This window comes from Streptomyces sp. S186 (genome assembly GCF_051603415.1).
Classification (GTDB): domain Bacteria; phylum Actinomycetota; class Actinomycetes; order Streptomycetales; family Streptomycetaceae; genus Streptomyces.
In genome coordinates, this window is the sequence record NZ_CP193932.1 from 3,580,108 (window position 1) to 3,604,615 (window position 24,508).

A 24,508-nucleotide genomic window follows, 5' to 3' on the forward strand; every position below is an offset into this window, starting at 1 on the left:
AACCGGGTCGGAGCCCGGGCCGAGGGCTCGCGCGGGCCGGTGATCCGGTGGCCGGCGGCCCGCCGCGGCCCTGGTCGGGCGACCGGTCGCCGGCCCCGACCCGGCGGAATCCGCGCCCCCCGCATCCACCCCGCGGGGGGCCGGGAAAACCTACAGTGGCCGTGCATCCGTAACGCATCACGCGTACCCACGACCACAGCAGGAGGCCGGCGACCATGAGCGACGCGAATTCCGAGCCGCGGGGACCCGAGGCGATCGAGCACGCGCACGACCCCGAAGTGCTGCAGCTCGCGGCCAAGGTGTTCGACCTGGCACGGCACGGGGACACCGACACCGTCGCCGCCTATGTGGACGCGGGCGTGCCCGCCAACCTGACCAACGACAGGGGCGACTCCCTGGTGATGCTCGCCGCCTACCACGACCATCCGGCCACCGTGGAGGCCCTCCTGCAGCGCGGCGGCGACCCGGACCGCGCCAACGACCGGGGCCAGACGCCCCTCGCCGGCGCGGTGTTCAAGGGCGCGGACGAGGTCGTGAAGGTGCTGCTGGCGCATGGTGCCGATCCGGCCGCCGGGACGCCGTCGGCGATCGACACGGCCCGGATGTTCCAGAAGACGGAGCTGCTGAAGCAGTTCGGGGCGGAGTGACGGCGGCTGTTCGGGGCGGAGTGAGGGCAGCCGTTCGGGGCGGAGTGACGGCGGTCCGCGGCGCGGGGCGACGGACGGTACCGGGGCGAGTCACCCCCTCTCGCCCCGCCGTTCCCCGGCCGCTTGACCTCAAGCTCGATTGAGGTCTTAGCGTCATCGGCGTCGCACTCACCCCGCCACGAAGGGCCCGAGATGTCCGCACCGCGCTACACCCTCGCCGTGATCGTCGCCAGCACCCGTGAGGGCCGCTTCGCCCCCGTCATCACCGAGTGGTTCACCCGCCACATCAGCACCTCCCACCCGCAGCTGACCGTCGACGTCATCGATCTGGACGAGGTCCGGCCCTACGAACTCCGGTACGGCAGCGAGGAGTTCCTCGCCTACGCCAAGCGCGTCGAGCAGGCGGACGCGTTCGTGGTCGTCACACCGGAGTACAACCACTCCTTCCCGGCCCCGCTCAAGCACGCCGTCGACCTGCTGCACTCCGAGTGGCAGGCCAAGCCGGTCGGCTTCGTCTCGTACGGCGGGATCTCCGGCGGCCTGCGCGCGGTCGAGCAACTGCGGCTGGTGTTCGCCGAGTTGCACGCCACGACGATCCGGGAGACGGTCAGCTTCGCACTCTCCGGCGGCCTCTTCGACGAGGCGGGCCGGCTGCACGACCCGGTCCCGCCGGCCCAGGCCGCCGACGCCCTGCTGAACCAGCTGGCCTGGTGGGCGGTGGCCCTGCGGGAGGCGCGCCTAGCCCGCCCGTACGGCAACTGAGCCGGCGTCCTCGCGCCGGACGCCGCGCGGGCGGGCGTCCGGCTCCGCCCTCGATCACCGATCGCCGATCGCCGATACTGGACGCGGGGGCGCGCGCACCGGCGCGCCCGGTGGCGCGGCGCGGTCCGCGCGGGAACGCGAGGGGGATCGACGTGGGCGGGCGGAAGGGCCCCTACGAGTGCGGCCTGGACGCCGCCGTGGACGTCATCGGCGGCAAGTGGAAGGTGCTGCTGCTGTGGGCGCTGGCCCAGGGGCCCCGGCGGTTCGGCCGGCTGCGCCGGGAGCTGCCGGGGGTCAGCGAGAAGGTACTCGCCCAGCAGCTCCGCGAGTTGGAGGCGGACGGCATCGTCCACCGTGAGGTGTTCGACCAGGTCCCCCCGAAGGTCGAGTACACGCTGACCGAGCTGGGCACCTCGCTCAACGAGGCACTGGTGCCGCTGGGTGCCTGGGGTCTGCGGCACATGGCCCATCTGGAGGCCACCCATCCGCGGCGGCACCCGGACGGGGCGGCGTGAACGAGGGGCGAGACGCGTCGCCGACGGGCCCGGCGGGCTGCGCGCCGGTCGGCTCCCCAGGCGCCTCCCCAGGCCCCTCCTGCACCGCCCAGCCGTTGCCGTCCGGGTCGCTGAAGTAGACGAACGAGTTCCACGCGCCGCCGGGGCCGTCGGCGAGCGCCCCGTTCTCCACATGCCGGACGGGGCCGACCGGCACCCCGCGGGCGAGCAACTCCCCACGCGCCGCGGCCACATCGGGCACCACCAGCTGCACCCCCTGCACCGAGCCGGGCCGCGCCGGGGTCACGCCGTCGCCCGCGCCCAGGACGATCGAGCAGGCCGAGCCGGGCGGGGTGAGCTGGACGATCCGCACGCCGTCGTCGAGCCGGATGTCGAGATCGACGGCGAAGCCCACCTGCTCGCTGTAGAAGCGCTTCGCGCGTTCCACGTCGCTCACCGGAATCGGCACCAGTTCGAGCTTCCATTTCATGGTGTGTCGCCCGCCTCGGCCGGAGTGTGTCGGTCGCCCACCCTGGGCCGCCCGCCCTTGAGAGGTCTCCGCTCGCCTTTTCTGAGGTCTCTCGCCTTTTCAGAAGTCTAGGGAGGGCCGCGCGGCCACGCCTCCCGTACACCGACTCCGACGCCAACACCGACTCCGACGCAGACCATTGACGGGCTTCCGCACACCGGCCATTGACCGGCCTCGGCACGCCCGAACCATTGACGGAGTGAGTACTCACTCCGTACTCTGGCGTCATGTCGTCAGCGAACCGATCCACATCGACATCCACAGACAGCCAGCCAGCAGACACTCGGCCAACAGACAGTCGTCCACCCCGCCGCCGCGCCCCCGGTATGAGCGTCGAGCAGCGCCGAGCCATGATCGTCGCCGCCGCCCTCCCGCTGATCGCGGAGCACGGCGCGGCCGTCACCACCAGCCAGGTCGCCCGCGCCGCCGGGATCGGCGAGGCCACGGTCTTCCGCGCGTTCAAGGACAAGGACGAGCTGCTGGACGCCTGTGTGGCCGAGGCGGTGGGCGTCGACCACGTCCTGCGCGAGCTGGCCTCCGTCCCCCTCGACCAGCCCTTGACCGCCCGTCTCACCGAGGCCGCCGACGCCCTCTGCGCCCACATGGAGCGCATGGGCACCGTCGTCCGCAGCCTCTACGCCACCGGGCACCGCCGCGAGCGTCCGCATCCGCCGGAGCCCGATGCGGGCGAGGCGCCACCGGAGGACCCCCGGACCCGGTCCTTCCTCGCCATGCGGGACGCGGTGGTCGAGCTGATCGAACCGGACCGGGAGGCGCTGCGGCTGAGCCCCGAGCGGGTCGCCGCCGCCTTCCTGGGCCTGCTCTTCAGCCGGCTGCCGTCACCCGCCGGCCCGGCCCACGGACCGCTCGCCCCCGAGGAACTCGTCTCCGTGCTGCTCCACGGCACCCTCACCGACCCCCGGAGCGCCTGATGCCCGTCACCCTCAACCACACCATCGTCCCGGCCGCCGACCACCGCGCGGCGGCCCGCTTCTTCGCCTCGGTCATGGGCCTGCCGGAGCTTCCGCCGGACGGCCGCGACGGCCACTTCGCCCCGGTCCGGGTGAACGAGACGCTCACCCTGGACTTCATGGCCGTCCCGGACGCCCAGGGCCACCACCTGGCCTTCGACGTCGATCCCGAGACCTTCGACGGGATCCTCGACCGCCTCCGGTCGGCGGACATCCCCTTCGGCAACGAGCCGGGCCACCCGGACAACGGCCGGACCGACCACCCGCTGTGCGCCCGCGGCCTGTTCTTCCGCGACGCCGACGGCCATCTCTACGAGGTGATGTCACCGGCCCATTGGCTCACTTGTTGACGAAGGACAGGCTCGTCGCGTCGTAGCGGGTGCCGGCGACCCGGTCGGCGGGGGCCGCGGCGTCGATGGCGGCGAGCTCCTCGGTGGAGAGCCGCACCTCCAGGGCCGCGAGGTTCTCCTCCAGGTACTTCTGGCGACGGGTGCCGGGGATCGGCACGACGTCCTCACCCCGATGCTGCACCCAGGCCAGCGCCAACTGGCCGGTGGTGACGCCCTTTTCGGCGGCCAGCTTCTCCAGCGTCGCCACGATCGCGAGGTTCTGCTCCAGGTTGCCGTCGGCGAAGCGCGGCTGGGTGCGGCGCAGATCCGACTCCGGCAGGCCCTCCACCGAGGTGTAGCGGCCCGTCAGGAACCCGCGGCCGAGCGGCGAGAACGGCACCAGACCGATGCCGAGCTCACGGCAGACCGGCGCGATCTCCTGCTCCAGTTCGCGGGTCCACAGCGACCACTCGCTCTGCAGCGCGGCGATCGGGTGGACCGCGTGGGCCCGCCGGACGGTCTCCGCGCTCGCCTCGGAGAGGCCGAGGTGGCGCACCTTGCCCGCGGCGACCAGCTCGGCCATCGCGCCGACGGTCTCCTCGATCGGCACGTCGGGGTCGACGCGGTGCTGGTAGTAGAGGTCGATGTGGTCGACGCCGAGCCGGCGCAGCGAGGCGTCGCACGCCTCGCGTACATAGGCGGCGTCACCGCGGATCTTCGTCGGCTCACCGAGGCGGTTGGCGAAGCCGAACTTGGTGGCCAGCACCACCTCGTCGCGCCGCCCGGCGATCGCCCGGCCGATCAACTCCTCGTTGTGGCCCGCCCCGTAGAAGTCGGAGGTGTCCAGCAGGGTGATGCCGAGGTCGAGCGCGTGGTGGAGGGTCGCGATCGACTGGGCGTCGTCCGAGGCGCCGTAGCCGTGGCTCATCCCCATGCACCCGAGCCCCTGCGCCGACACCGCGAGCCCCCCGAGGTGGCGGGTGGGAATCTCCATCATGCTGCTGCCTCCTGGCCGTACGACGAACGGGAAGAGCCGAGGAGGGAACGGACTGCCGCCGCCCCTCGACCCGTTCATGACGGTAGGAGTTGGAGTGCACTCGAAGTCAACCGATCTTGATGGGGCACATCAGCCGTCGGCGCCCGGTCAGTCGTCGGCGCCCGCTATGGCGCGCAGAGCCCGGCAGTGCGCGGCGAAGGCGGTCCGGCCGTCCGCCGTGAGGGCGAGCCAGGTGCGCGGGCGCTTGCCGACATAGCCCTTGGTGACGGCGACATAGCCGGCCTTCTCCAGGGTGGCGACCTGCCGCGACAGCACCGAGTCGCTCACCTCGACCGTGTCGCGGACGAACGCGAACTCGGCCTTCTCGGCGGCCGCCAGGGTCGCCACGATGGAGAAGCGGACCGGGGCGTGGATGACCTCGTCCAGGCCGTGGCGCGGATGGCTGCCGGCAGCGGAAGTCTTGTGCGCCTCCGTCACCTCCGGGCCTCCAGATATCCGCCTATGAGGCCGGGGAGGGCAACGGCCACGGCGCCTGGCACCCACCAAGCCGCCACTCCCTGAAAGAAGATGAGTCCGGGGATGAACACCGCCCCATAGAGCAGGCCCCAGAAGCCCATCATGGCGGCCATCCGCCTTCCGTACCCTTGCCGGACGACGGGCCGCCGACCCGCGTAGACCCCCAGTCCTGCCATGGACACACCCAAGATCGCACCGCTGAACGACGCCCCGAACGGGGCTTTCAGCAGCCCTGCGGCGAGCATCTGCAGCCCCGTGGCACAGCCGAATCCGACCTGATACCACACGAACCACTTCGCGCTCTTGCGGACCGTTGCCCCCAACTCCGCCGCGCGGGCCAGCGCCGCCGCCGCATCGCCGGACGCGCACTCCCCCATACCCATGCCCATCCCCCTCATCAGCCCTGCCCCCTGCCATCGCTCACGCTTTCGACACTCACCATGCTGACAAGAACTTTCCAAAGTGACAAGTACTTTCTGCGTAAGCCGGCCTGACGCTGCGACGGGCGGGCCGCTCCCCTTCTGACCGTTGATCACCAGGTCGGGTACTGTGGCTCCGGCCGTCGGCGGCCCGGGTGTGGTTGCCGGCGGGTTCCGCGTTCGCCCGTGTACGCAGCGGCCCCGAGGAGGTGAGACCGATTTCCCGCCAGTTCCGGCAGGTGCTCCCGGCTCACGTCCGTGCCTCCGTCCCTCTCAGGTGACCGCCCGACATCCGTGACCCGGGAAGCGCCCTCGGCATCCCGAAAGGCTCACCACCATGTCGTCGTCCCCGTCGTCATCCCCATCGTCGTTCCGGTCGTCATCCCTGTCGTCGCCCCTGCCCGCGCTCCCGTCCGCCGTCGTCACCCGACTCCGTGCCGCCGGCTGCGTCTTCGCCGAGGACGAGGCCGCGCTGCTCGTCGCCGCGGCCCGCACACCGGAGTGCCTGGCCGCCATGGTGGAGCGGCGGGTGGCCGGCCATCCCCTGGAACACGTCCTCGGCTGGGCCGAGTTCGGGGGCCTGCGGGTGCGCGTGGACCCCGGGGTCTTCGTGCCGCGCCGGCGCACCGAGTTCCTGCTCGGGCGGGCCGTCGCCCTCGGGCGGGCCGCCGCGCGGCGCGGGCGGCGCCCCGTCGTGGTCGACCTGTGCTGCGGCTCCGGCGCCGTCGGGGCCGCGCTGGCCGCGGCACTGGGCACGGTCGAACTGCACGCCTGCGACATCGAACCGGCCGCGGTGCGCTGCGCCCGCCACAATGTGGCCGCGGCCGGCGGCCGGGTCCACGAGGGCGACCTGTTCGACCCGCTGCCCGTCGGCCTCCGGGGACGGATCGACGTCCTGACGGCGAACGTCCCCTACGTCCCCACCGAGGAGGTCGGCCTGCTGCCGCCGGAGGCCCGGGAGTACGAGCCGCTGGTGGCGCTCGACGGCGGCGCGGACGGGCTGGACGTGCTGCGGCGGGTGGCGGCGGAGGCGCCCCGGTGGCTGGCACCGGGCGGCCACCTGCTCGTCGAGACCGGTGAGCGGCAGGCGGAGCGGGCCGTCGCGGCCTTCCGCCGCAGCGGGCTGCTCCCCCGCGTGGCCGCCTCCGACGAGTTCTGCGCCACGGTCGTGATCGGCACCCGCCCGCCCGCCGCGGCCGGAGTGGAAACCCTCTGAGCATTGTCGGTGGCGCGCCGTACGGTGGTCGTATGGCTTCGATGAGCTACGACCGCCACTGTGCCGAAATCGTCGCCCAGACCGCCCTGTTGAGGACCCGGGTCGAGGGTGCGGACCTCTCCGCGCCGGTGCCCACCTGCCCTGGTTGGACCCTCGCCCGGCTGCTGCGCCATCTGGGCGGGGCGCACCGCCGGGCGGAGACGCTCGTCCGGACGAGAGCGACCGGCCCGGTCCCCGAGGGTCTGGTTCCCGAGGGGCCGGTCCCCTACGGCCCCCCGGCCTGCGACGTCCCCGGTCCCGTCGACGGGGACGGGACCGGGGACGGGGACGGGTCGACACTCGGCGCCTGGCTGACGGAGGGCGCCGGACGGCTGGCCGACACCCTGCGCGCCGCCGGCCCCGAGTCGGCAGTGCCGGCGTCGGGCCCGGGCGGGACGCCGGCGTTCTGGGCCCGGCGGATGGCGCACGAGACGGTGGTGCACCGCGCGGACGCCGCCTTCGCCACCGCACAGGCCCCGGACGGCCCGGCCATCGCCGACCGCCCGTTCGCGGTCGTGGAGGACGTCGCCGTGGACGCCCTCGACGAGTGGATGTCCTTCGGCTCCCTGCCGGCGGTGCTGGAGCGCGGTCCCCGCATATCCGCCTTCCTGGGCACCGGCCGCACCCTCCGCCTCCAGGCCACCGACGGCACCCCCGAGGCCGCCGCGGACTGGCTGGTCGGCTTCGACGCCGACGCCCTCACCTGGCACCGGCCGCCCTCCCCCGCCCTTCTCGCCACACCGGCCACCACCACCGTCCGCGGCGCGCTGAACGATCTGCTGCTGCTCGTCTACGGCCGGCTCCCCGCCCGCGGCCCCGCCCCCGCCCCGGTCGCCGCCGGCACCGGACCGGTGGAGATCCTCGGCGAGGCCCCGCTGCTCGACGCCTGGCTGGAGGCCGTCGGCTGCTGGCTCAGGGAGTGAGGGGGCACGGGGAGTGAGAGGGCGCGGGGCCGCGCGACAGGACGTCAGGCATCAGACATCAGGCATCAGGCATCAGGCATCAGGCCAGAGTTCTCCCTGGCGGTCCGCCACCACGGCCGCGATACGGGCCAGCGCCTCAGCGGCGGGGAGCGGTGCCGGGCGGCGGCCGTCGCGCAGGCGGAGGGCGACGAGGTCGGCGGGGGCCTCGCGGGGGCCGATGACGGCCTGGTAGGGGACGTGCCGGGCGGCGCGGATCCGGGCGCCGAGGGTGCCCTGGGCGGGGCCGGCGAGTTCGGCGCGCAGGCCGCGTTCCAGGCAGCGCCGCACGAGCCCTTCGGCGTGCGGCAGTTCGTCCTCGGAGACCGGGAGCACCGCGAGCTGCACGGGGGCGAGCCAGGCCGGGAAGGCGCCGCCGTGCTCCTCGATGAGGTGGGCGACGGCGCGTTCGATGCTGCCGATGACGGCGCGGTGGACCATCACGGGCCGGTGCCGGGCGCCGTCGGGGCCCACGTAGGACAGGTCGAAGCGGCGCGGCTGGTGGAGGTCCACCTGGACGGTGGAGAGGGTGGCCTCGCGGCCGGCGCGGTCGGCGATCTGCACATCGATCTTGGGCCCGTAGAAGGCGGCCTCGCCCCCGGCGGCCTCGTAGTCCACCCCGGAGCCGTCCAGGACCTCGGTCAGCAGGGCCGACGCGCGCCGCCACATCGCGGGATCGGCGACGTACTTGCCGCCCTCGCCGGGGAGCGAGAGGCGGTATCGGGCAGCACGGATGCCGAGGTCGGCGTAGGCGCGGCGGATCAGGTCCAGGGCCGCGCGGGCCTCGTCGGCGACCTGGTCGAGGGTGCAGAAGATGTGCGCGTCGTTGAGCTGGATGGCGCGGACGCGGGTGAGGCCGCCGAGCACCCCGGAGCGCTCCGAGCGGTACATTCCGCCCAACTCGGCGATGCGCAGCGGGAGTTCGCGATGGCTGCGGGAGCGTGCGCGGTAGATGAGGGCGTGGTGGGGGCAGAGGCTGGGGCGCAGTACGACCTGTTCGCCGCCGAGGTCCATGGGCGGGAACATGTCGTCGCGGTAGTGGTCCCAGTGCCCGGAGATCTCGTACAGCTCGCGTTTGCCGAGGACCGGCGAGTAGACGTGCCGGTATCCGGCGCGGCGCTCGGTCTCGCGGATGTACTCCTCCAGGGCGTGCCGCACCGCGGCGCCGTCCGGCAGCCAGTAGGGCAGTCCGGCGCCCATCAGCGGATCGGTGTCGAAGAGGTCCAGCTCGCGGCCGAGCCGACGGTGGTCGTGGACGGGGGTGGCATTCATCGTGGTCTCCTCGCGTGGTGTACGGGCGGCGAGTGACCACACGGCGAAGCCCCGGGGCACTCGCCCCGGGGCTTGACGACTCGGAAGTCAGCGGTCAGCGCGCCGGGACTGGCTCCGGCGTCGTCGTGAAGAACAGACCTGCGCGCTGCATGCGGCAGACCGTAGCAGGGCACCCCCGGCGCCCGCACCGGATTTCTCATGCGACGAGGTGCGGTCAGGCGATGAGGTCCGTCAGGCGATGAGGCGCGGTCAGGCGATGAGGTGCGGCACGAAGCGGGCGTACGCGTCGGTGACCAGCCCGGCCGATTCGCGGATGCCGAGCCCGGCCGCCTCGTCGTCGACGACCCAGGCGCCGAGCACCACCCGGTTGCCGTCGAAGTCCGGCAGCGGCGCCAACTCCTGGTAGCAGCAGGGTTCGTCGCGCCGGACGGCGGCGGTCCCCGGGGGGTGGACGGTGACCCCTTCGCCTTCCCTTCCCAGCAGCGGTTTGGCGACGTAACCGGGGCCGGCGGGCAGGTCGCGGGGGCCGTCCAGATAGGCGGGCAGGAGGTTGGGGTGGCCGGGGAAGAGTTCCCAGAGGACCGCCAGCAGCGCCTTGTTGGAGAGCAGCATCTTCCAGGCGGGTTCGATCCAGAGGGTGGAGCCGGTGGCGCCGCCGTTGTCGAGGGTGTCCAGGACGTGCGGGCCGAAGGCGTCGGTGGTCAGCCACTCCCAGGGGTAGAGCTTGAAGCAGGCACGGACGAAGCGCAGCCGCTGGTCGACGAAGCGGCCGGAGAGCCGGTCCCAGCCGATCTCCTCCATGGCGATCGCCTCGGTGGCCAGGCCCGCCTGTTCGGCCGTCTCGCGCAGATAGGCGACGGTCATCAGGTCCTCGCCCAGCTCGTCGGCGGCCGAGTGCGCGAAGTGCAGCGGTGCGCCGGGCGGCAGCAGCGCCGCCTGCCGCTTCCAGGCGGCCACCAGCCGTTCGTGCAGCGAGTTCCACTGGTCGGCGGCCGGGAAGCGGTCCTCCATCCAGAACCACTGCGGGCTGGCGGCCTCCACCAGGGAGGTGGGGGTGTCGGCGTTGTACTCCAGCATCTTGGCCGGGCCGGTGCCGTCGTAGCGGAGGTCGAACCGGCCGTAGACGGAGGGGAGTTCGGCGCGGCGGTGCCATGCCTCGGCGACCTTGGCGGTCAGGCGCGGATCGGTGAGGCCGAGGTCGGCGAACCGGTCGTGGGCGACGATGTGCTCGGCGGCGGCCAGGCACATGCCGTGCAGTTCCTCGACGACCTCCTCCAGGGCGTCGATCTCGGCCGCCGAGAAGGAGTAGTACGCGCTCTCGTCCCAGTAGGGGCGCAGCGAGTCGTCGGGGTAACGGGTGAGCGGGTAGATGAGCCCCTGGGCCTCGACGATGTTCTGCCAGTCGGGGCGGGGCTCGATGGTGCGGCGGCGCATCCGGCGTCAGCCGCCCGAGGAGCCGTGTCCGGAGCCGAAGCCCCCGCGGGTGACGGCGGCGCTCTTGTCGAACGTGCCGCCCTTGGCGTAGCGGCCGGAGCCGCCGGAGCCGTAGTACCAGCGGCCGGACGCGGTGGTCCCGCCCGGCGAGGAGCACTGCGCCGGGCTGAGCACGCGGTATCCGTGGGCGCTGTCGTAGCTCCTGGGGTCCACGCAGCGCTTGTCCGGCTCCGATCCGCAAGAGGTGAGGGCCGCAGCCAGCGCCCCCATGCCACCGAGGACGACCGTGCCGGAGCGCAGCCGCCGCCGTATCTGTCCTGATTCCGCCTTGCGCACCATGGCGACCCCCGTCTGTCCGTACGCGAACGATCCCTGTCGCCCGCCACCCTAGGCGCCCGCCCCGCGGCCCGATACGGCGGGCCGGTACCCGTCCCGACGCAGCGGTCCGGCGCCCGTCCGTGAGGATGTGACCGGTCGAGGTAGTTGTCACTCGGGGTGGTGGCCGACCTGGAGTTTCAGGCAGTTCTGAGCGCGGTGGTTGTCACCATTCGGTCGTTCTGTCTGCCGTCTTCTCGCACTTTGCGCGCTTGTTGTCACCAAGATCGGGTCTTGCCGGTGGTGTCGGCCGGCGGGCCGGTTCCGCACGCTCGACGGTTCCCCCTCCCGGCCTGTCACGCGGCCTGCCCGGTCGCGGCCAGTACCAGTTCGCGGACGGTGATCCGCTGTGGTTGCTCGTAGACCCAACGCACCGCCTCCGCGATCTCATCGGCCGTCGGCAGTTCTACCGCGTCCTTGAATGCCTGGTAATCGGCCTTGGCGGCCTCGTCGGTGGTGTGCGACAGCAGGTCCGTACGGACCGCGCCCGGGGCGATGGTCACCACCCGCACTCCGTGCGCGGCGACCTCCTCGCGCAGGCTCTCCGAGATCGCGTGCACCGCGGCTTTGGTGCCGCTGTAGACGGTGTGCTTCGGGTAGCTCTTGAGACCTGCCACCGAGCCGATGTTGATCACCGTGCCGGTTCCACGGTCGACCATGCCGGGCAGTACCGCGGCAACACCGTTGAGCAGGCCGCGCACGTTCACGTCCACCATCTGGTCCCATTGCTGCGCTGGTTGGGCGGCGACCTCGCCGAGCAGCATCGTCCCGGCGTTGTTCACGATCGCATCGGCGGGACCGAAGGCGGCCTCAGCCTCGGCGACCGCGGCGGCCACCGCGGAGCGGTCGGTGACATCAACCGCCCGCGCCAGCACGTGGGGTAGGCCCAGGCCGGTGAGCCGGTCGAGACGACGGCCGAGCAGCAGGAGCGGGTGACCGCGGTCGGCGAAGGCGCGTGCGGTGGCCGCGCCGATGCCCGAACCGGCGCCGGTGATGACGATGAGCGGCTGTGCCATGGCGTGCTCCATTCCTCATGACTTCTGGATACCGCCTCCGGGCGGGACCTGCGGAGGTGACGTCATCAACCCTGCTCGTGCGGCGACTTCCGAACAATGCCGAACCCCGCAACGATCGATAACCTGAGGATTATGGAAAGCCGTGAGATCGAGATCTTCCTGACGCTCGCCGAGGAACTGCACTTCGCGCGCACCGCCGAGCGGCTGCTCGTCTCGCAGGCCCGGGTCAGCCAGACCATCAAGAAGCTGGAGCGCCGGTTCGGCACCGCGCTGTTCGAGCGGACCAGCCGGCGGGTCGCCCTCACCCCGGTAGGCCGTCGCCTCCAGGACGACATCGGCCCGGCGTTCGCACGTATCCAGGAAGGTATCGCGCGTGCGACCGAGGCCGGTCGGGGTGTTGCCGGACCGCTGCATGTGGGCTTCTCCGGGGCGCTCCAGGGTGACCTGGTGCTCTCCGTCCAGGCCGCCTTGCGCGCCGGCAACCCCGAGTGCGAGGTGCGACTCCATGAGGTCCCCGAAGGCGATCCGTACGGCCCTCTCCGGTCCGGCGAGGCTGACCTGGCCATCGTCCGATTCCCCGTCAGCGAGCCGGACTTGACTGCCGGGCCGGTGCTGATATCCGACGCCGTGATGCTCGCCGTGCCCGCCCGCCACCGGCTGGCCCGCCGCGACGCGGTCGGCGCAGGCGACCTCGCCGGCGAGAGCGTGCTGCCGGCCGGCTCGCTCCAGGAGACGTTGGCCCGGGTCGGCGCCGGCCATGGCGTCCATCCCGTCCCGAGCCAGACAGCGGTGTACCAGACCCGCCCGACGATCGCTTTTGTCCCCTATCCGGACGCGCCACCCGCCGAGTTCGGTGCGGTATGGCGGACAGCGGCGGACAACGCCCGGATCCGCGCCTTCGTCGCCGCCGCCGCTGCCCTGGTGCGTACGGAAGGCGGCCCCGCACAGGTCTGTGGAGCCTGCCGAGCCGACGCCATCAGCCCCGCGCCTCGGTGAACGCGTGGCGGATCGTCCGGCGCCCACGGACGCAGACACTGAACGAGTGCTTCGTCCGCTGATCGAAGAAGAAGGCAGTCCGGGGCAGCGGGCCGGCGCCCGTCCGTGAGGAACACGCCACTCTTGCTAGCGCTTGCTTGCAATAGTTAGCACTACCGTGCAGTATCGATACATGGCATCACTCAACGTCGGCAATCTCGGCGAGTTCCTGCGGGAGCAGCGGCGCACCGCGCAGCTGAGCCTGCGGCAGCTGGCGGATGCCGCGGGGGTGTCCAACCCGTACCTCAGCCAGATCGAGCGCGGTCTGCGCAAACCGAGTGCGGAGATCCTCCAGCAGCTCGCCAAGGCACTGCGGATATCCGCCGAGACGCTGTACGTCCAGGCCGGAATCCTGGACGAACGGCGCGTCCCGGACGGCTCCGGGGTGCAGACCGCGATACTCACCGACCCGTCGCTGAACGAGCGGCAGAAGCAGGTTCTGCTGCAGATCTACGAGTCCTTCCGCAAGGAGAACGGGCTCGGCGGCGGCGTCCCGGACGGCGGCACCGCGCCCCGGTCCGGAGACGGGCCCGAGGACGGCGACCACCCCCATGAGACAGAGGCCGACGGCGGCCCGCACGCCACCTGAGCAACCCCATTCGTTTCCAGGAGGAACCACGTCATGGCCATCACCACCGATGACCTCCGCAAGGCCCTGACCGACGCGACCCCGCTGTACGTCCTGGCCGGTACCGCCGACCTGGCCGCCGAGAAGCTGGGCGAGGTGCCGCAGCTGGTCGAGAAGATCAAGGCCGAGGCGCCCAAGCGCATCGAGTCCGTCCGCAGCACCGACCCCAAGGACATCCAGGCCCTGGTCACCAAGCAGGCCAAGGAGGCCCAGGAGTGGCTGACCCAGCTGCTGGGGTCGCTGGACGGGGACGTGAAGAAGGTCCGCGACCAGGCACAGGAGCTGGCGCTGCGCGGCGTCGGCCGGGCCGCCGAGGTCGCCGTGCAGGCCCGCGAGACCTACGACGAGCTGGCCGAGCGCGGCCGCGGTGCGGTGCAGACCTGGCGCGGCGGCGCCGCCGAGCAGGTCGAGGAGCTGGCGGTGGCGATCGAGCCGGAGCCGGCGCGCAAGGCCGAGACCAAGAACGGCGCGGAGACCGGCGGCCGCGCCAAGACCGTGCCGGCCAACGGCACCCGCCCCGAGGCGAAGGCCACCGCCTCCACCGAGCCGAAGGCCGCCGGGGCGAAGAAGCCGGCCGCCCAGCGCAAGCCCGCCGCGGGCCCGGCGAAGAAGAGCACCCCGCCGTCGTCGGCGAAGTGAGCCGCCGGTGAGCAGCGGCCATCGGGCGGGCCGGGCACTTCCCACGTGCCCGGCCCGTTGTCCCGGTACGGTGGGGCTCCAGGACCCACACGACCCCGATGACAGCCCGACTCCCAGGGCGAACGGCTAACGGCAGGTGGACGGCGTGCTGATTGACGGATTCCAGAGCATTCTGAGCTGGGTTCAGCTCGCCCTCGGCGTCTATTCCGCCGTGATGCTGATCGACGCGGCAACCCGCCGCGAGGACGCCTACCGCGCGGCCGACAAGCAGAACAAGGGCATGTGGCTGATCTTCCTGGGCCTGGCCACCGCGCTGCTGTTCCTGCTGCCGATGCTCTCGTTCCTGCCGATCATCGGCGTGATCGCGGTGATCGTCTACACCGTCGACGTCCGGCCGGCGCTGCGCGCGGTGGCCGGTGGCGGCCGCGGCCCGCGCCGCGGCTCCAGCTCGGACGGCCCCTACGGGCCGTACAACGGCGGCCGGTAGATGACTCACCCCTGGATGAGTGAGCCATCCAGAGCCGTCGTCCCCCCGGTCCGGCCGGGCCCGTCTCCGCTCCGGGCCCGGCCGGACCGGGTCGGCTAGCGCCGGTCCAGCAGCAGGACCGCCACATCGTCCGTGAGTTCGCCGCCGTTGAGGGCGCGGACCTCGCGCACCGACTCCGCCAGCAGCTCCTCGCCGTGCAGGCCGTTCGCCATCTGGCGGGCGACGAGCTCGGTCATGCCCTCCTGGCCCAGGCGCCGGTTGCCCTCGCCGATGCGGCCCTCGATGAGGCCGTCGGTGTACATCAGCAGGCTCCAGGCGGCGCCCAGCTCGACCTGGCGCCGCGGCCAGCGGGCCTCCGGCAGCAGCCCGAGCGCCGGGCCGCCGAACTCGTACGGCAGCAGTTCGGGCCGTTCCCCGGCGCGGGCCAGCAGTGGCGCGGGGTGGCCGGCCAGGCACACCCCGGCCCGGTGGCCGTCCTCGGAGATGTCGACGGTGCAGAGCGTCGCGAAGATCTCGTCGTCGGAGCGCTCGTTCTCCAGCACCTTCTGGAGGGTGGCCAGCAGCTCGTCGCCGTACAGCCCGGCGAAGGTCAACGCCCGCCAGGCGATGCGGAGTTCGACGCCGAGCGCGGCCTCGTCGGGGCCGTGGCCGCAGACGTCGCCGATCATGGCGTGGACGGTGCCGTCCGGAGTGCGGACGGTGTCGTAGAAGTCGCCGCCGAGCAGGGCACGGCTGCGGCCGGGCCGGTAGCACGCCGCGAAGCGCAGCTCGGAGCCGTCGAGCAGCGGGGTGGGCAGCAGGCCACGCTCCAGGCGGGCGTTCTCCTCGGCGCGCAGCCGGGACTCGGTGAGCTGGCGCTGGGCGAGGTCGGCGCGCTTGCGTTCCACGGCGTAGCGCACCGCGCGGCTGAGCACCTTGCCGTCCAGTTCGTCGCGGAAGAGGTAGTCCTGGGCGCCCACCCGCACCGCGTCGGCGGCCCGCTCGGCGTCCGTCTCGCAGGTGAGGACGACGACGGCCTTCGAGGGCGCCAGGCGCAGCACGGCCCGCAGGGCGGCCAGCTCGTCGCCGGAGGCGCCGGCGGCATTGGGCTCCTCGCGGCCGTGCGGCTCGGTGGGGGTGAGGTCGAGCAGGATGCAGTGCACGTCGTCGGTGAGCAGCCGCTCGGCCTCGGTGAGGTTGCGGGCGGTGCGCAGCCGGACCTTGCGGCCGGCCCAGTCCCACATCTCCGGGACGTGGCTGTTCGGGTCCTCGCCTATGAGGAGCAGGGTCAGCCCCTGGGCGGGCGGCTCGGACGGGGGGACCGGCAGCGGCTCGGCGGCGGCCGGGGCGTCGAATGTGGCGGATGTGGCGGAGAACACGGTGCCGTTCGCCGGGTCGGGCGCATGACCGGGCGCCGGGCGGGCAGCGGTCCGTCCGGCCGGGAGCCGGTGGTCCGCGGCCGGGCGCGGCAGCTCGGCCGCCGGCAGGTCCCGGGGCAGCGGGGCGGAGGCGACGGGCGTCCGGGGCGCCTCGGGCACGGTCCGCGGCGGGTGGGAAGCCCCGGAGCAGCCCCCGTGCGCCGGCATGCCGACGGCGGCGGCGCGGGCGGTCTCCGCGCAGCCGGGGTCCACCGGTCCTGCCTGGTGCGGCAGCACGTCCGTCCGCGGGCGCGGTACGGGTACGGGCATGGGTCTGCTTCCTTCCCTCCCCCCGAGGGGTGCGGCGGCATGCCGACCGGCACACCGCCGTGCCCGGTCCGCTCCCGCTCGTCGGTCGGCTGAGCGGGGGCGCCATCGGGCATCGAAGGGCGACCATAGCGTCCGGACCACGGGGCATGGAATGCCCTTTGGCACGCGGCCTTCGTCATATGCCAGAGCCGAGCGGGCATTTCACCTGCGAAGGCCGGGAGGGGGAATGACGAACATCACCCCGGCCGGACGCATTCCGCTGTCGGACAGCTACCACGGCACTACGGAAAGACATCCTGCGGCCGCTTCCACGGACCCGCTCTTCGGAATTCAACAATCCGGCCGCGCTACGCCATCCGGCGCCGCCCCGCATTCCGCGCATTCCGCTCGCCCGGAACGGAAAAGCGCGGAAGCGGTGGGTGGAACGGAAGGGGCGGAGGGCACGGAAGGCGCGGCCGGAGAATGTCCGGAATCTTTCCCTGCGGCCGTCGGGGCGGCATGGGCGGCGTCCGCTCAGCGGGCCCGGTCGCCGTCCGGGCGGACGACGCCCAGGATGGGCATCGAGCCGGCGCCGGTGAGCGTCACCTGCCGGCCGGGCCGCGGGGCGTGCACGATCGCGCCGTCACCGACGTACATCCCGACATGGCTGGCGTCGGAGAAATAAATGATGAGGTCGCCCGGCCGCATATCCTTGAGTGCCACCCGGGGCAGCTGCCGCCACTGTTCCTGCGAGGTGCGCGGAATCGTCCGCCCGGCGGCCTGCCAGGACCGCAGGGTCAGTCCCGAGCAGTCGAAGGTGTCCGGGCCCACCGCACCCCAGACGTAATCCTTGCCGATCTGCGAAGTGGCGTACGAAATCGCCTTCTTGCCCTGCTCGGAGGCTTTGCTGGTGATATCCCGGAGTACGCCGGAGTCGAGCCATTTCTGCTGGGCGAGCAGGGCCTGGTCGTCCTCCAGTTTCCGCAGCCGTTCCTTTTCCTTGGCGGCCAGCCGGGATTCCAGCTCTTTCGCCGCGTCGATCCGGTTGTTGATCTCCGTGCGGGCGGCGTCCTTCTTCCTGAGGTCGGCCTCCAGCTGCTCCCAGCGGTGACTGGCGTCCCGGGCGTAGCCCTGCAAGTCGTTCTGGAGGTGCGCGAGTTGGCTGATCACGCCCTTGACGGCCTGTTGCCCCTTGCGGGCCAGATCGGCATTGGCGAGGAAGGTCTCGGGGTCGGGGCTGAGCAGCAGCTGAGCCTCCGGGGGAATGCCGCCGGTGCGGTACTGGGCGCTGGCCAGCGCACCGGCGCGGCGCTTGAGGGCGGCCAGCCGCTGCTGGCCGGAGTCGATGGTGCGGGCCAGCTGGACGATCTTCTTCTGCTGGAGCCGGACCCGCTCCTCGGCGGCGTTGTAGTCCTCGGTGGCCCGCTCCGCGGTGCGGTAGAGGCCCTCGATCTCCTTGCGCACCTGGTCGAGGTGGCGGGCCTCGCCGTCGGGGGGCGGCACCGGGTCCGGGGACCGCTGCGCCGCCGTGGCCGTCCCGCCGAGCAGTCCCGTGGCGCAGAGGACGACCGCGGTGCAGACCGCCAGCCGGCCGCCCCGTAGGCCCCACCCCTCACCCGCGTCCCGAACGCCCTGTTGTGCCCCCTGGCTCCCCACCAGTCACCTCCGGTCGTTCCGCACCGATTCGTGTGCTCGCCTTCGGCGCGGATGCTGCCATACCGGCCGGTAATCCAACAGAGCGACGGGCCGGTTGGCGGAGGGGAAAGGGGGACGTCCACCCGGAACCAGGCACTCCGGGCGGCGCCGCCCACCGGGAACCGGGCGCTCCCCGGCGGCGCTTCACGACCGCGCCCCGCCCCTGCACACGCCCCGGAAACGGCCGCCCGCGCCGGTTGCCCAGGGCAGGCCCTGGCACCGCACTCAGACGACGGCCGAGGTTCACCGCACGTTCACTCCGCCCCATCGGCCGCTTCACCTGATGTGCCTAATTTCGGCCGTGCTCGGTGCGCGTCACGCCGGAAGCGGCGAGGCGGCACCGCCTCGTCCTGTCACACCCCGCACGCCGCGGAATCGGCGCGCACCAGGAAGGAACTCTCGACAGTGAAGCTTCAGCGCAAGAACCGGGTTCGCGCCCTCGCCGTTGGCGCTCTCGCCGTCTCCGGTGCCCTGGCCCTGACCGCGTGCGGCTCCGACAACACCTCCGGGGGCAGCGGCGGCGGCGCCGGCTCCGCCAAGGCCGCCAACATCAAGTGCGACGGCAAGGGCAAGCTGCTCGCCTCCGGCTCCTCGGCGCAGAAGAACGCGATGGACGTCTGGGTGCAGAACTACGCGGGCGCCTGCCAGGGCACCGAGATCAACTACCAGCCCACGGGCTCCGGCGCCGGTGTCACCACCTTCCTCCAGGGCCAGACCGCCTTCGCCGGCTCCGACTCCCCGCTCAAGCCCGAGGAGATCACCAAGTCGAAGACGCTCTGCAAGGGCGGCCAGGCGATCGACCTGCCGATGGTCGGCGGCCCGATCGCGGTCGGCTACAACGTCCCCGGCGTGGACAGCCTCGTCCTCGACGCGCCGACCCTGGCGAAGATCTTCGACTCGCAGATCAGCAACTGGAACGACCCCGCGATCAAGAAGCTCAACCCGGGCGCCAAGCTCCCCGACCTGAAGATCCAGGCGTTCCACCGCTCCGACGACTCGGGCACCACCGACAACTTCACCAAGTACCTCAAGGCGGCCTCCGGCGGCGCCTGGAAGCACGAGCCGGGCAAGAAGTGGGAGGGCACCGGCGGCCAGGCGGCGTCCGGCTCGGCCGGCGTCTCCTCGCAGGTCAAGCAGACCAGCGGCGCGATCTCCTACTTCGAGCTGTCCTACGCCACCGCCGGCAAGATCCCGACGGTCAAGGTCGCCACCGGCGCCAAGGCCCCGGTCGAGGCCACCGTCGACAACGCCTCCACGGCGATCGCCGCGGCCAAGCCGGCCGGCCAGGGCAACGACCTCGCGCTCAAGCTCGACTACGCCACCAAGGCCGAGGGCGCCTACCCGATCACCCTGGTGACCAACGAGATCGTCTGCGACAAGGGCAACAAGGCCGACACCCTGCCCGCCACCAAGTCCTTCCTCACCTACGTCGCCGGCAAGGACGGCCAGGACGCCCTCAAGGCCCTCGGCTACGCCCCGCTCCCGACCGAGATCGCCGACAAGGTCCGCAAGACCGTCGCGACGCTCTCCTGACCCGCCGGCGGCGGCCCCGGTTCCCCCGGGCCGCCGCCCTTCCGGTGCACCGCCGCGCCGGAGCCCCCCGCGGGCTCCGCAGACCGGAGAAACCCATGGACTACTCGACTTCGCCGATACCCGACACACCCGCACCGCCACCCGCCGCGAGCCCGGTCTCCGGCAAGGCGGTCCGCCCCGGTGACCGGATCTTCCTCGGGCTCTCCCGGGGCTCCGGCATCGCCCTCCTGGTGATCATGGCCGCCATCGCGGCCTTCCTCACCTACCGCTCGGTCCTCGCCATCTCCGGCGACAAGAGCAACTTCTTCACCACCCTCGACTGGAACGCCACCGGCACCGAGCCCAGGTTCGGCATCGCGGTGCTGGCCTTCGGCACGGTCGTCAGCTCGCTGATCGCGATGCTCCTCGCGGTGCCGGTCGCGGTCGGCATCGCGCTGTTCATCTCGCACTACGCGCCCCGCAGACTCGCCTCGCCGCTGGGCTACGTCATCGACCTGCTCGCCGCCGTCCCCAGCATCGTCTACGGCCTGTGGGGCGCGCTCTTCCTCGTCCCGCGCCTGGGCGGCCTCTACGGCTGGCTCAACGACTACCTCGGCTGGACCGGGATCTTCAGCTACGGCAACGGGGCGGCCCGCTCGCTGTTCACCGTCGGCATCCTGCTCGCGATCATGATCCTGCCGATCGTCACCAGCGTCAGCCGGGAGGTCTTCCTCCAGGTCCCGCGGATGCACGAGGAGGCCGCGCTGGCCCTGGGCGCCACCCGCTGGGAGGTCATCCGGATGTCGGTGCTGCCCTTCGGCCGCTCCGGCGTCATCAGCGCCTCCATGCTCGGCCTCGGCCGCGCGCTGGGCGAGACGATGGCGGTGGCCACGGTCCTCTCCCCGAGCTTCCTGATCAGCGCCAGCCTGCTGGACCCGGGCGGCGGCACCTTCGCCCAGAACATCGCCAGCAAGTTCAGCGAGGCCGACACCTTCGGCCAGGACGCCCTGATCGCCTCCGGCCTCGTCCTCTTCGTGATCACCCTGCTCGTCAACGGCGCCGCCCGGCTGATCATCGCCCGCCGCAAGGAGTACTCGGGGGCCTCCGCATGACCGTCGCCACCAGCCACCGCCACCGCAAGGTCGCCGAGCCGCGCCACCTCTCGCTCGGCCTGAAGCAGTCCCGGCTCCCCCGCTGGACCCTGCCGGTCCTCGCCCTGGCCGCCGTCGGCGCCGGCTGCGGCACCGGGCTGGCCGCCGGCCTGGACTCGACCGTCCAGTGGGGCCTGATCGCCGCGCTGCTCTTCGTCGTCGTGACGTTCGTGCTGACCGCGGCCGTCGAGGGCACCCGCCAGGCCAAGGACCGGCTGGCCACCAGCGTCGTGTGGACCGCCTTCCTGCTCGCCGTGGTCCCGCTCGCCTCGCTGCTGTGGGAGACCGTCGCCCGCGGCACCAAGGTCCTCGACGGCTACTTCCTCTCCCACTCGATGGGCACGCTCCCCGACGCGATGCCCGGCGGCGGCGTCTACCACGCGATCATCGGCACCCTGGAACAGGTCGGCCTGGCGACCCTGATCGCCGCCCCGCTCGGGCTGCTGACCGCGATCTACCTCGTCGAGTACGGCCGCGGCACGCTCGCGAAGGTCGTCACCTTCTTCGTCGACGTGATGACCGGCATCCCCTCGATCGTCGCGGGCCTGTTCGTCCTCTCCGTCTGGATCCTGATCCTCGGCTTCGGCCCGTCCGGCTTCGCCGGCTCGATGGCGCTGGCGATCCTGATGATGCCGGTCGTGGTCCGCTCCACCGAGGAGATGCTCAAGCTCGTCCCGAACGAGCTGCGCGAGGCGTCCCTGGCCCTCGGCGTCCCCAAGTGGCGCACGATCCTCAAGGTCGTCCTGCCCACGTCGATCGGCGGCATCACCACCGGCGTGATGCTCGCCATCGCCCGCATCACCGGCGAGACCGCTCCGGTGCTGCTGCTGGTGTGGGGCGCCAAGACGATCAACAACAACCCCTTCGAAGGCGCCCAGCAGTCCCTGCCGCTCTACGTCTTCCAGCAGTGGCAGCAGGGCTCCGACGCCTCCTACGACCGGGCCTGGGCCGCGGCACTCGTGCTGATCGCCTTCGTCATGGTCCTGAACCTGGTGGCCCGCGGGATAGCCCGCTGGAAGGCCCCCAAAGCCGGTCGCTGACGCGGCCGCTCAGCGACACGAAAGAAGCAGTGATCCCATGGCCAAGCGAATCGACGTCAGCGGCCTGAACGCGTACTACGGTGCCCACAAGGCCATCGACGACATCTCCATGACCATCGAGCCCCGCTCGGTGACCGCCTTCATCGGCCCCTCCGGCTGCGGCAAGTCGACGTTCCTGCGCACCCTGAACCGGATGCACGAGGTCACCCTCGGCGGTCGCGTCGAGGGCAAGGTGATGCTGGACGACGAGAACCTCTACGGCTCGGGCGTCGACCCGGTGGCCGTCCGCCGCACCGTCGGCATGGTCTTCCAGCGCCCCAACCCGTTCCCCACGATGTCGATCTTCGACAACGTCGCGGCCGGGCTGCGGCTGAACGGCAAGTACCGCAAGAGCGAGCTGAAGGACATCGTCGAGCGGTCCCTGAAGGGCGCCAACCTCTGGAACGAGGTCAAGGACCGCCTGAACAAGCCCGGCTCCGGCCTCTCCGGCGGCCAGCAGCAGCGGCTGTGCATCGCCCGCGCCATCGCGGTCGAGCCGCAGGTGCTGCTGATGGACGAGCCCTGCTCGGCGCTCGACCCGATCTCCACCCTCGCCATCGAGGACCTCATCGGGGAGCTGAAGGAGCGCTTCACGATCGTCATCGTGACGCACAACATGCAGCAGGCCGCCCGCGTCTCGGACCGCACCGCGTTCTTCAACCTGGCGGCGGTCGGCAAGCCCGGCAAGCTCATCGAGATCGACGAGACCGAGCGGATCTTCTCCAACCCCTCGGTCCAGGCCACCGAGGACTACATCTCCGGCCGCTTCGGCTAGGCCGGCTCCGGCCCGGCCGGTCGGGCGCGACTGCCGGCGGCCGCCCCCGGTGTCCCGCGGTGCTGCATGGCGGTGCCACCGCGGGACGAAGGGCCCGCCCCCTCCCAGTGGGGGCGGGCCCTTTCGCCGCGCTACGAGTGGCCGGGCACCGGCCGTCAGCCGTCAGCCGTCAGCCGAAGGCCAGCTTGATCAGCCAGAACGCCAGGGCCGCGACCAGCGCCGCGGCCGGCATGGTGATGAACCAGCCCATCACGATGTTCTTGGCCACGCCCCAGCGCACCGCCCGCGGCCGCTTGGTCGAGCCGACGCCCATGATCGAGGCGGTGATCACATGCGTGGTGGAGATCGGCGCGTGGAACATGAAGGACGCGATGTACATCACCGAGGCGGAGGTGGTCTCCGCGGCGAAGCCCTGCGGCGGGTCCAGCTCGATGATCCGCCGGCCCAGCGTCCGCATGATGCGCCAGCCACCCGCGTAGGTGCCCAGCGACATGGTGATCGCGCAGGCCAGCTTGACCCACAGCGGAATGGCGTCGTCGGCCTTCTCGACATCGGCGATGACCAGCGCCATCACCACGATGCCCATGGTCTTCTGGGCGTCCTGGAGGCCGTGCCCGAGCGCCATGCCCGCCGCCGAGACCGTCTGCGCTATGCGGAAACCGCGCTTGGCCTTGTGCGGGTTGGCCTTCCGGAACAGCCAGAGGATCACGACCATCACGAGGTAGCCGAGCACCAGCCCGATCACCGGCGAGATGAACATCGGGAGGACGACCTTCGAGATCACCCCCGACCAGATCACCTCCGTCCCGCCGGCCAGCGCCGCGCCGACCATGCCGCCGAACAGCGCGTGCGAGGAGGACGACGGCAGACCGAAGTACCAGGTGACGAGGTTCCAGACCACCGCGCCGAGCAGCGCGGCGAAGAGGATGCCCATCCCCTTGTCACCGTGCGGGGTCGCGATCAGCCCCTCGCTGACCGTCTTGGCGACGCCGCTGCCCAGGAAGGCACCGGCGAGGTTCATCACGGCCGCCATGGCCAGCGCGGCCCGCGGCGTCAGCGCCCGCGTCGAGACCGAGGTCGCGATGGCGTTGGCCGAGTCGTGGAAGCCGTTGGTATAGGTGAATCCGAGCGCGACCCCGATGGTCACGATGAGCGCGAAGGTGTCCATGGCTTAGGGCTCAGGACTCCTTGACCGCGATGGTCTCGACGGTGTTGGCGACATGCTCGAAGGCGTCCGCCGCCTCCTCCAGGATGTCCACGATCTGCTTGAGCTTGAGCACCTCGATGGCGTCGTACTTGCCGTTGAAGAGGTGCGCGAGCAGCTTGCGGTGGATCTGGTCGGCCTGGTTCTCCAGCCGGTTGACCTCGATCCAGTACTCGGTGAGGTTCGACATCGTGCGGAGGTTCGGCATCGCCTCGGCGGTCAGCTCGGCCGCCCGCGCCAGCACCTCGATCTGCTGCTCGATGCCCTTGGGGAGTTCCTCGATCTTGTAGAGGACGACCAGATCGACGGCCTCCTCCATGAAGTCCATGATGTCGTCGAGCGACGAGGCGAGGGCGTAGATGTCCTCGCGGTCGAACGGCGTGATGAACGAGGAGTTGAGCTGGTGGAAGATCGCGTGCGTCGCGTCGTCCCCCGCGTGCTCCGCCGCCCGCATCCGTTCGGCGATCTCGGCCCGTGCGGAGGCGTCCGCCCCGAGCAGTTCCATCAGGAGCTTGGAGCCTGTGACGATGTTGTCCGCGGACGCCGCGAACATGTCGTAGAAGCTCGTCTCCCTGGGGGTCAGACGAAAGCGCACGTGTAATCCTCGGGGTACATCGGATTCGGTCGAGTTGATGCTAGGCGCATCATCCGGCCACAGCTAACCCGGCTAACCGGCATTCCT

At 71.8% G+C, this 24,508-nt stretch carries 26 protein-coding genes and 1 pseudogene; 15 read left to right on the forward strand and 12 right to left on the reverse strand.

Annotation, left to right across the window (positions count from 1 at the left end; genetic code table 11):
- Nucleotides 1-215: 215 nt before the first annotated feature.
- The 3 genes from ACRAS8_RS15030 (at nucleotide 216) to ACRAS8_RS15040 (ending at nucleotide 1,924) form a co-directional block, all read left to right on the forward strand.
- The gene (locus ACRAS8_RS15030; protein ID WP_438486557.1) at nucleotides 216-647 is read left to right on the forward strand and encodes an ankyrin repeat domain-containing protein; all 432 of its coding nucleotides are present in this window, start codon (nucleotides 216-218) and stop codon (nucleotides 645-647) included.
- 192 nt (nucleotides 648-839) lie between these two features.
- Nucleotides 840-1,409 (forward strand): NADPH-dependent FMN reductase, encoded by a 570-nt coding sequence (locus ACRAS8_RS15035; protein WP_438486558.1) that lies wholly within the window; start codon nucleotides 840-842, stop codon nucleotides 1,407-1,409.
- Nucleotides 1,410-1,561: 152 nt separating this feature from the next.
- A complete protein-coding gene (locus ACRAS8_RS15040) occupies nucleotides 1,562-1,924 on the forward strand; it encodes a winged helix-turn-helix transcriptional regulator (RefSeq protein WP_438486559.1) in 363 nt (120 codons plus the stop codon).
- Nucleotides 1,925-1,994: 70 nt separating this feature from the next.
- On the opposite strand, the pseudogene ACRAS8_RS15045 reads toward ACRAS8_RS15040, so the two are convergent.
- Nucleotides 1,995-2,393 (reverse strand): annotated as a pseudogene (locus ACRAS8_RS15045) (VOC family protein); the annotation flags it as partial.
- Between the two features lie 365 nt (nucleotides 2,394-2,758).
- Here ACRAS8_RS15045 and ACRAS8_RS15050 point away from each other — a divergent pair.
- Together ACRAS8_RS15050 and ACRAS8_RS15055 are read left to right on the forward strand one after the other, a co-directional pair.
- Nucleotides 2,759-3,364 carry a TetR/AcrR family transcriptional regulator gene (locus ACRAS8_RS15050; RefSeq protein WP_438486560.1) on the forward strand — a complete coding sequence of 202 codons (606 nt, stop codon included), beginning with the start codon at nucleotides 2,759-2,761 and terminating at the stop codon, nucleotides 3,362-3,364.
- The gene (locus ACRAS8_RS15055; protein ID WP_438486561.1) at nucleotides 3,364-3,753 is read left to right on the forward strand and encodes a VOC family protein; all 390 of its coding nucleotides are present in this window, start codon (nucleotides 3,364-3,366) and stop codon (nucleotides 3,751-3,753) included. The genes ACRAS8_RS15050 and ACRAS8_RS15055 overlap by 1 nt, the downstream gene beginning before the upstream one ends.
- Here ACRAS8_RS15055 and ACRAS8_RS15060 read toward each other — a convergent pair.
- From ACRAS8_RS15060 to ACRAS8_RS15070, 3 genes are all read right to left on the reverse strand, one after another.
- Entirely contained in the window at nucleotides 3,743-4,729 is a 987-nt protein-coding gene (locus ACRAS8_RS15060) for an aldo/keto reductase (protein ID WP_438486562.1), read from the reverse strand. The two genes, ACRAS8_RS15055 and ACRAS8_RS15060, sit on opposite strands and share 11 nt — an antisense overlap.
- A gap of 147 nt (nucleotides 4,730-4,876) precedes the next feature.
- Nucleotides 4,877-5,206, reverse strand: a complete 330-nt coding sequence (locus tag ACRAS8_RS15065; protein ID WP_438486563.1) for a winged helix-turn-helix domain-containing protein — start codon at nucleotides 5,204-5,206, stop codon at nucleotides 4,877-4,879.
- Entirely contained in the window at nucleotides 5,203-5,628 is a 426-nt protein-coding gene (locus ACRAS8_RS15070) for a hypothetical protein (protein ID WP_438486564.1), read from the reverse strand. The genes ACRAS8_RS15065 and ACRAS8_RS15070 overlap by 4 nt, the downstream gene beginning before the upstream one ends.
- 373 nt (nucleotides 5,629-6,001) lie before the next feature.
- Between ACRAS8_RS15070 and ACRAS8_RS15075 the strand changes: the two genes are divergently transcribed.
- Nucleotides 6,002-6,880, forward strand: a complete 879-nt coding sequence (locus ACRAS8_RS15075) for a putative protein N(5)-glutamine methyltransferase (RefSeq protein ID WP_438486565.1) — start codon at nucleotides 6,002-6,004, stop codon at nucleotides 6,878-6,880.
- A gap of 32 nt (nucleotides 6,881-6,912) precedes the next feature.
- The gene (locus ACRAS8_RS15080) at nucleotides 6,913-7,842 is read left to right on the forward strand and encodes a maleylpyruvate isomerase N-terminal domain-containing protein (RefSeq protein WP_438486566.1); all 930 of its coding nucleotides are present in this window, start codon (nucleotides 6,913-6,915) and stop codon (nucleotides 7,840-7,842) included.
- Nucleotides 7,843-7,914: 72 nt separating this feature from the next.
- Here the strand turns inward: ACRAS8_RS15080 and thrS are convergent, their stop codons facing one another.
- From thrS to ACRAS8_RS15100, 4 genes are all read right to left on the reverse strand, one after another.
- Nucleotides 7,915-9,150: a threonine--tRNA ligase gene (thrS, locus tag ACRAS8_RS15085; RefSeq protein WP_438486567.1), complete on the reverse strand. Its 1,236-nt coding sequence runs from the start codon at nucleotides 9,148-9,150 to the stop codon at nucleotides 7,915-7,917.
- A gap of 249 nt (nucleotides 9,151-9,399) precedes the next feature.
- On the reverse strand, nucleotides 9,400-10,584 hold the full coding sequence (locus ACRAS8_RS15090; protein WP_438486568.1) for a glutathionylspermidine synthase family protein: 1,185 nt from the start codon (nucleotides 10,582-10,584) through the stop codon (nucleotides 9,400-9,402).
- Nucleotides 10,585-10,590: 6 nt separating this feature from the next.
- A complete protein-coding gene (locus tag ACRAS8_RS15095) occupies nucleotides 10,591-10,923 on the reverse strand; it encodes a hypothetical protein (RefSeq protein ID WP_438486569.1) in 333 nt (110 codons plus the stop codon).
- A gap of 332 nt (nucleotides 10,924-11,255) precedes the next feature.
- On the reverse strand, nucleotides 11,256-11,975 hold the full coding sequence (locus ACRAS8_RS15100; RefSeq protein WP_438486570.1) for an SDR family oxidoreductase: 720 nt from the start codon (nucleotides 11,973-11,975) through the stop codon (nucleotides 11,256-11,258).
- A gap of 132 nt (nucleotides 11,976-12,107) precedes the next feature.
- Here ACRAS8_RS15100 and ACRAS8_RS15105 point away from each other — a divergent pair, with 132 nt between their 5' ends.
- The 4 genes from ACRAS8_RS15105 to ACRAS8_RS15120 all read left to right on the forward strand — a co-directional run bounded on the left by ACRAS8_RS15105 (nucleotide 12,108) and on the right by ACRAS8_RS15120 (nucleotide 14,764).
- On the forward strand, nucleotides 12,108-12,971 hold the full coding sequence (locus tag ACRAS8_RS15105; RefSeq protein ID WP_438486571.1) for a LysR family transcriptional regulator: 864 nt from the start codon (nucleotides 12,108-12,110) through the stop codon (nucleotides 12,969-12,971).
- A gap of 172 nt (nucleotides 12,972-13,143) precedes the next feature.
- Nucleotides 13,144-13,599: a helix-turn-helix domain-containing protein gene (locus ACRAS8_RS15110; RefSeq protein WP_438486572.1), complete on the forward strand. Its 456-nt coding sequence runs from the start codon at nucleotides 13,144-13,146 to the stop codon at nucleotides 13,597-13,599.
- 33 nt (nucleotides 13,600-13,632) lie between these two features.
- A complete protein-coding gene (locus tag ACRAS8_RS15115; RefSeq protein WP_438486573.1) occupies nucleotides 13,633-14,277 on the forward strand; it encodes a hypothetical protein in 645 nt (214 codons plus the stop codon).
- 145 nt (nucleotides 14,278-14,422) lie between these two features.
- Nucleotides 14,423-14,764, forward strand: coding sequence for a DUF2516 family protein (locus ACRAS8_RS15120; RefSeq protein ID WP_438486574.1), 342 nt, complete (start codon nucleotides 14,423-14,425; stop codon nucleotides 14,762-14,764).
- Between the two features lie 95 nt (nucleotides 14,765-14,859).
- On the opposite strand, the gene ACRAS8_RS15125 is transcribed toward ACRAS8_RS15120, so the two are convergent.
- Nucleotides 14,860-16,431, reverse strand: coding sequence for a SpoIIE family protein phosphatase (locus ACRAS8_RS15125; RefSeq protein WP_438486575.1), 1,572 nt, complete (start codon nucleotides 16,429-16,431; stop codon nucleotides 14,860-14,862).
- A gap of 513 nt (nucleotides 16,432-16,944) precedes the next feature.
- Entirely contained in the window at nucleotides 16,945-18,066 is a 1,122-nt protein-coding gene (locus ACRAS8_RS15130; protein ID WP_438486576.1) for an NlpC/P60 family protein, read from the reverse strand.
- Nucleotides 18,067-18,510: 444 nt separating this feature from the next.
- Here ACRAS8_RS15130 and pstS point away from each other — a divergent pair, with 444 nt between their 5' ends.
- From pstS to pstB, 4 genes are all read left to right on the forward strand, one after another.
- Nucleotides 18,511-19,638: a phosphate ABC transporter substrate-binding protein PstS gene (gene pstS, locus ACRAS8_RS15135; RefSeq protein ID WP_438486577.1), complete on the forward strand. Its 1,128-nt coding sequence runs from the start codon at nucleotides 18,511-18,513 to the stop codon at nucleotides 19,636-19,638.
- Between the two features lie 95 nt (nucleotides 19,639-19,733).
- Nucleotides 19,734-20,729: a phosphate ABC transporter permease subunit PstC gene (gene pstC, locus ACRAS8_RS15140; protein ID WP_438486578.1), complete on the forward strand. Its 996-nt coding sequence runs from the start codon at nucleotides 19,734-19,736 to the stop codon at nucleotides 20,727-20,729.
- Nucleotides 20,726-21,808: a phosphate ABC transporter permease PstA gene (gene pstA, locus ACRAS8_RS15145; RefSeq protein WP_438486579.1), complete on the forward strand. Its 1,083-nt coding sequence runs from the start codon at nucleotides 20,726-20,728 to the stop codon at nucleotides 21,806-21,808. Before pstC ends, pstA begins: the two co-directional genes overlap by 4 nt.
- A 37-nt stretch (nucleotides 21,809-21,845) precedes the next feature.
- Nucleotides 21,846-22,622, forward strand: a complete 777-nt coding sequence (pstB, locus tag ACRAS8_RS15150; protein ID WP_438486580.1) for a phosphate ABC transporter ATP-binding protein PstB — start codon at nucleotides 21,846-21,848, stop codon at nucleotides 22,620-22,622.
- 169 nt (nucleotides 22,623-22,791) lie between these two features.
- Here pstB and ACRAS8_RS15155 read toward each other — a convergent pair whose 3' ends face one another.
- Together ACRAS8_RS15155 and ACRAS8_RS15160 are read right to left on the reverse strand one after the other, a co-directional pair.
- Nucleotides 22,792-23,790 (reverse strand): inorganic phosphate transporter, encoded by a 999-nt coding sequence (locus tag ACRAS8_RS15155; protein ID WP_221906057.1) that lies wholly within the window; start codon nucleotides 23,788-23,790, stop codon nucleotides 22,792-22,794.
- A gap of 10 nt (nucleotides 23,791-23,800) precedes the next feature.
- Entirely contained in the window at nucleotides 23,801-24,421 is a 621-nt protein-coding gene (locus tag ACRAS8_RS15160) for a DUF47 domain-containing protein (protein ID WP_067348233.1), read from the reverse strand.
- Nucleotides 24,422-24,508 lie beyond the last annotated feature (87 nt).

Bases quoted from the DNA above. Each gene is read 5' to 3' on its own strand.
- thrS (WP_438486567.1), bottom strand. From the start codon at position 9,150: ATGAATGCCACCCCCGTCCACGACCACCGTCGGCTCGGCCGCGAGCTG.
- ACRAS8_RS15090 (WP_438486568.1), bottom strand. From the start codon at position 10,584: ATGCGCCGCCGCACCATCGAGCCCCGCCCCGACTGGCAGAACATCGTC.
- ACRAS8_RS15055 (WP_438486561.1), top strand. From the start codon at position 3,364: ATGCCCGTCACCCTCAACCACACCATCGTCCCGGCCGCCGACCACCGC.
- ACRAS8_RS15100 (WP_438486570.1), bottom strand. From the start codon at position 11,975: ATGGCACAGCCGCTCATCGTCATCACCGGCGCCGGTTCGGGCATCGGC.
- pstB (WP_438486580.1), top strand. From the start codon at position 21,846: ATGGCCAAGCGAATCGACGTCAGCGGCCTGAACGCGTACTACGGTGCC.
- pstA (WP_438486579.1), top strand. From the start codon at position 20,726: ATGACCGTCGCCACCAGCCACCGCCACCGCAAGGTCGCCGAGCCGCGC.
- ACRAS8_RS15075 (WP_438486565.1), top strand. From the start codon at position 6,002: ATGTCGTCGTCCCCGTCGTCATCCCCATCGTCGTTCCGGTCGTCATCC.
- ACRAS8_RS15050 (WP_438486560.1), top strand. From the start codon at position 2,759: ATGAGCGTCGAGCAGCGCCGAGCCATGATCGTCGCCGCCGCCCTCCCG.
- ACRAS8_RS15080 (WP_438486566.1), top strand. From the start codon at position 6,913: ATGGCTTCGATGAGCTACGACCGCCACTGTGCCGAAATCGTCGCCCAG.
- ACRAS8_RS15095 (WP_438486569.1), bottom strand. From the start codon at position 10,923: ATGGTGCGCAAGGCGGAATCAGGACAGATACGGCGGCGGCTGCGCTCC.
- ACRAS8_RS15060 (WP_438486562.1), bottom strand. From the start codon at position 4,729: ATGATGGAGATTCCCACCCGCCACCTCGGGGGGCTCGCGGTGTCGGCG.
- ACRAS8_RS15070 (WP_438486564.1), bottom strand. From the start codon at position 5,628: ATGGGTATGGGGGAGTGCGCGTCCGGCGATGCGGCGGCGGCGCTGGCC.
- ACRAS8_RS15030 (WP_438486557.1), top strand. From the start codon at position 216: ATGAGCGACGCGAATTCCGAGCCGCGGGGACCCGAGGCGATCGAGCAC.
- ACRAS8_RS15110 (WP_438486572.1), top strand. From the start codon at position 13,144: ATGGCATCACTCAACGTCGGCAATCTCGGCGAGTTCCTGCGGGAGCAG.
- ACRAS8_RS15105 (WP_438486571.1), top strand. From the start codon at position 12,108: ATGGAAAGCCGTGAGATCGAGATCTTCCTGACGCTCGCCGAGGAACTG.
- pstC (WP_438486578.1), top strand. From the start codon at position 19,734: ATGGACTACTCGACTTCGCCGATACCCGACACACCCGCACCGCCACCC.
- ACRAS8_RS15035 (WP_438486558.1), top strand. From the start codon at position 840: ATGTCCGCACCGCGCTACACCCTCGCCGTGATCGTCGCCAGCACCCGT.
- ACRAS8_RS15125 (WP_438486575.1), bottom strand. From the start codon at position 16,431: ATGCCCGTACCCGTACCGCGCCCGCGGACGGACGTGCTGCCGCACCAG.
- ACRAS8_RS15155 (WP_221906057.1), bottom strand. From the start codon at position 23,790: ATGGACACCTTCGCGCTCATCGTGACCATCGGGGTCGCGCTCGGATTC.
- ACRAS8_RS15115 (WP_438486573.1), top strand. From the start codon at position 13,633: ATGGCCATCACCACCGATGACCTCCGCAAGGCCCTGACCGACGCGACC.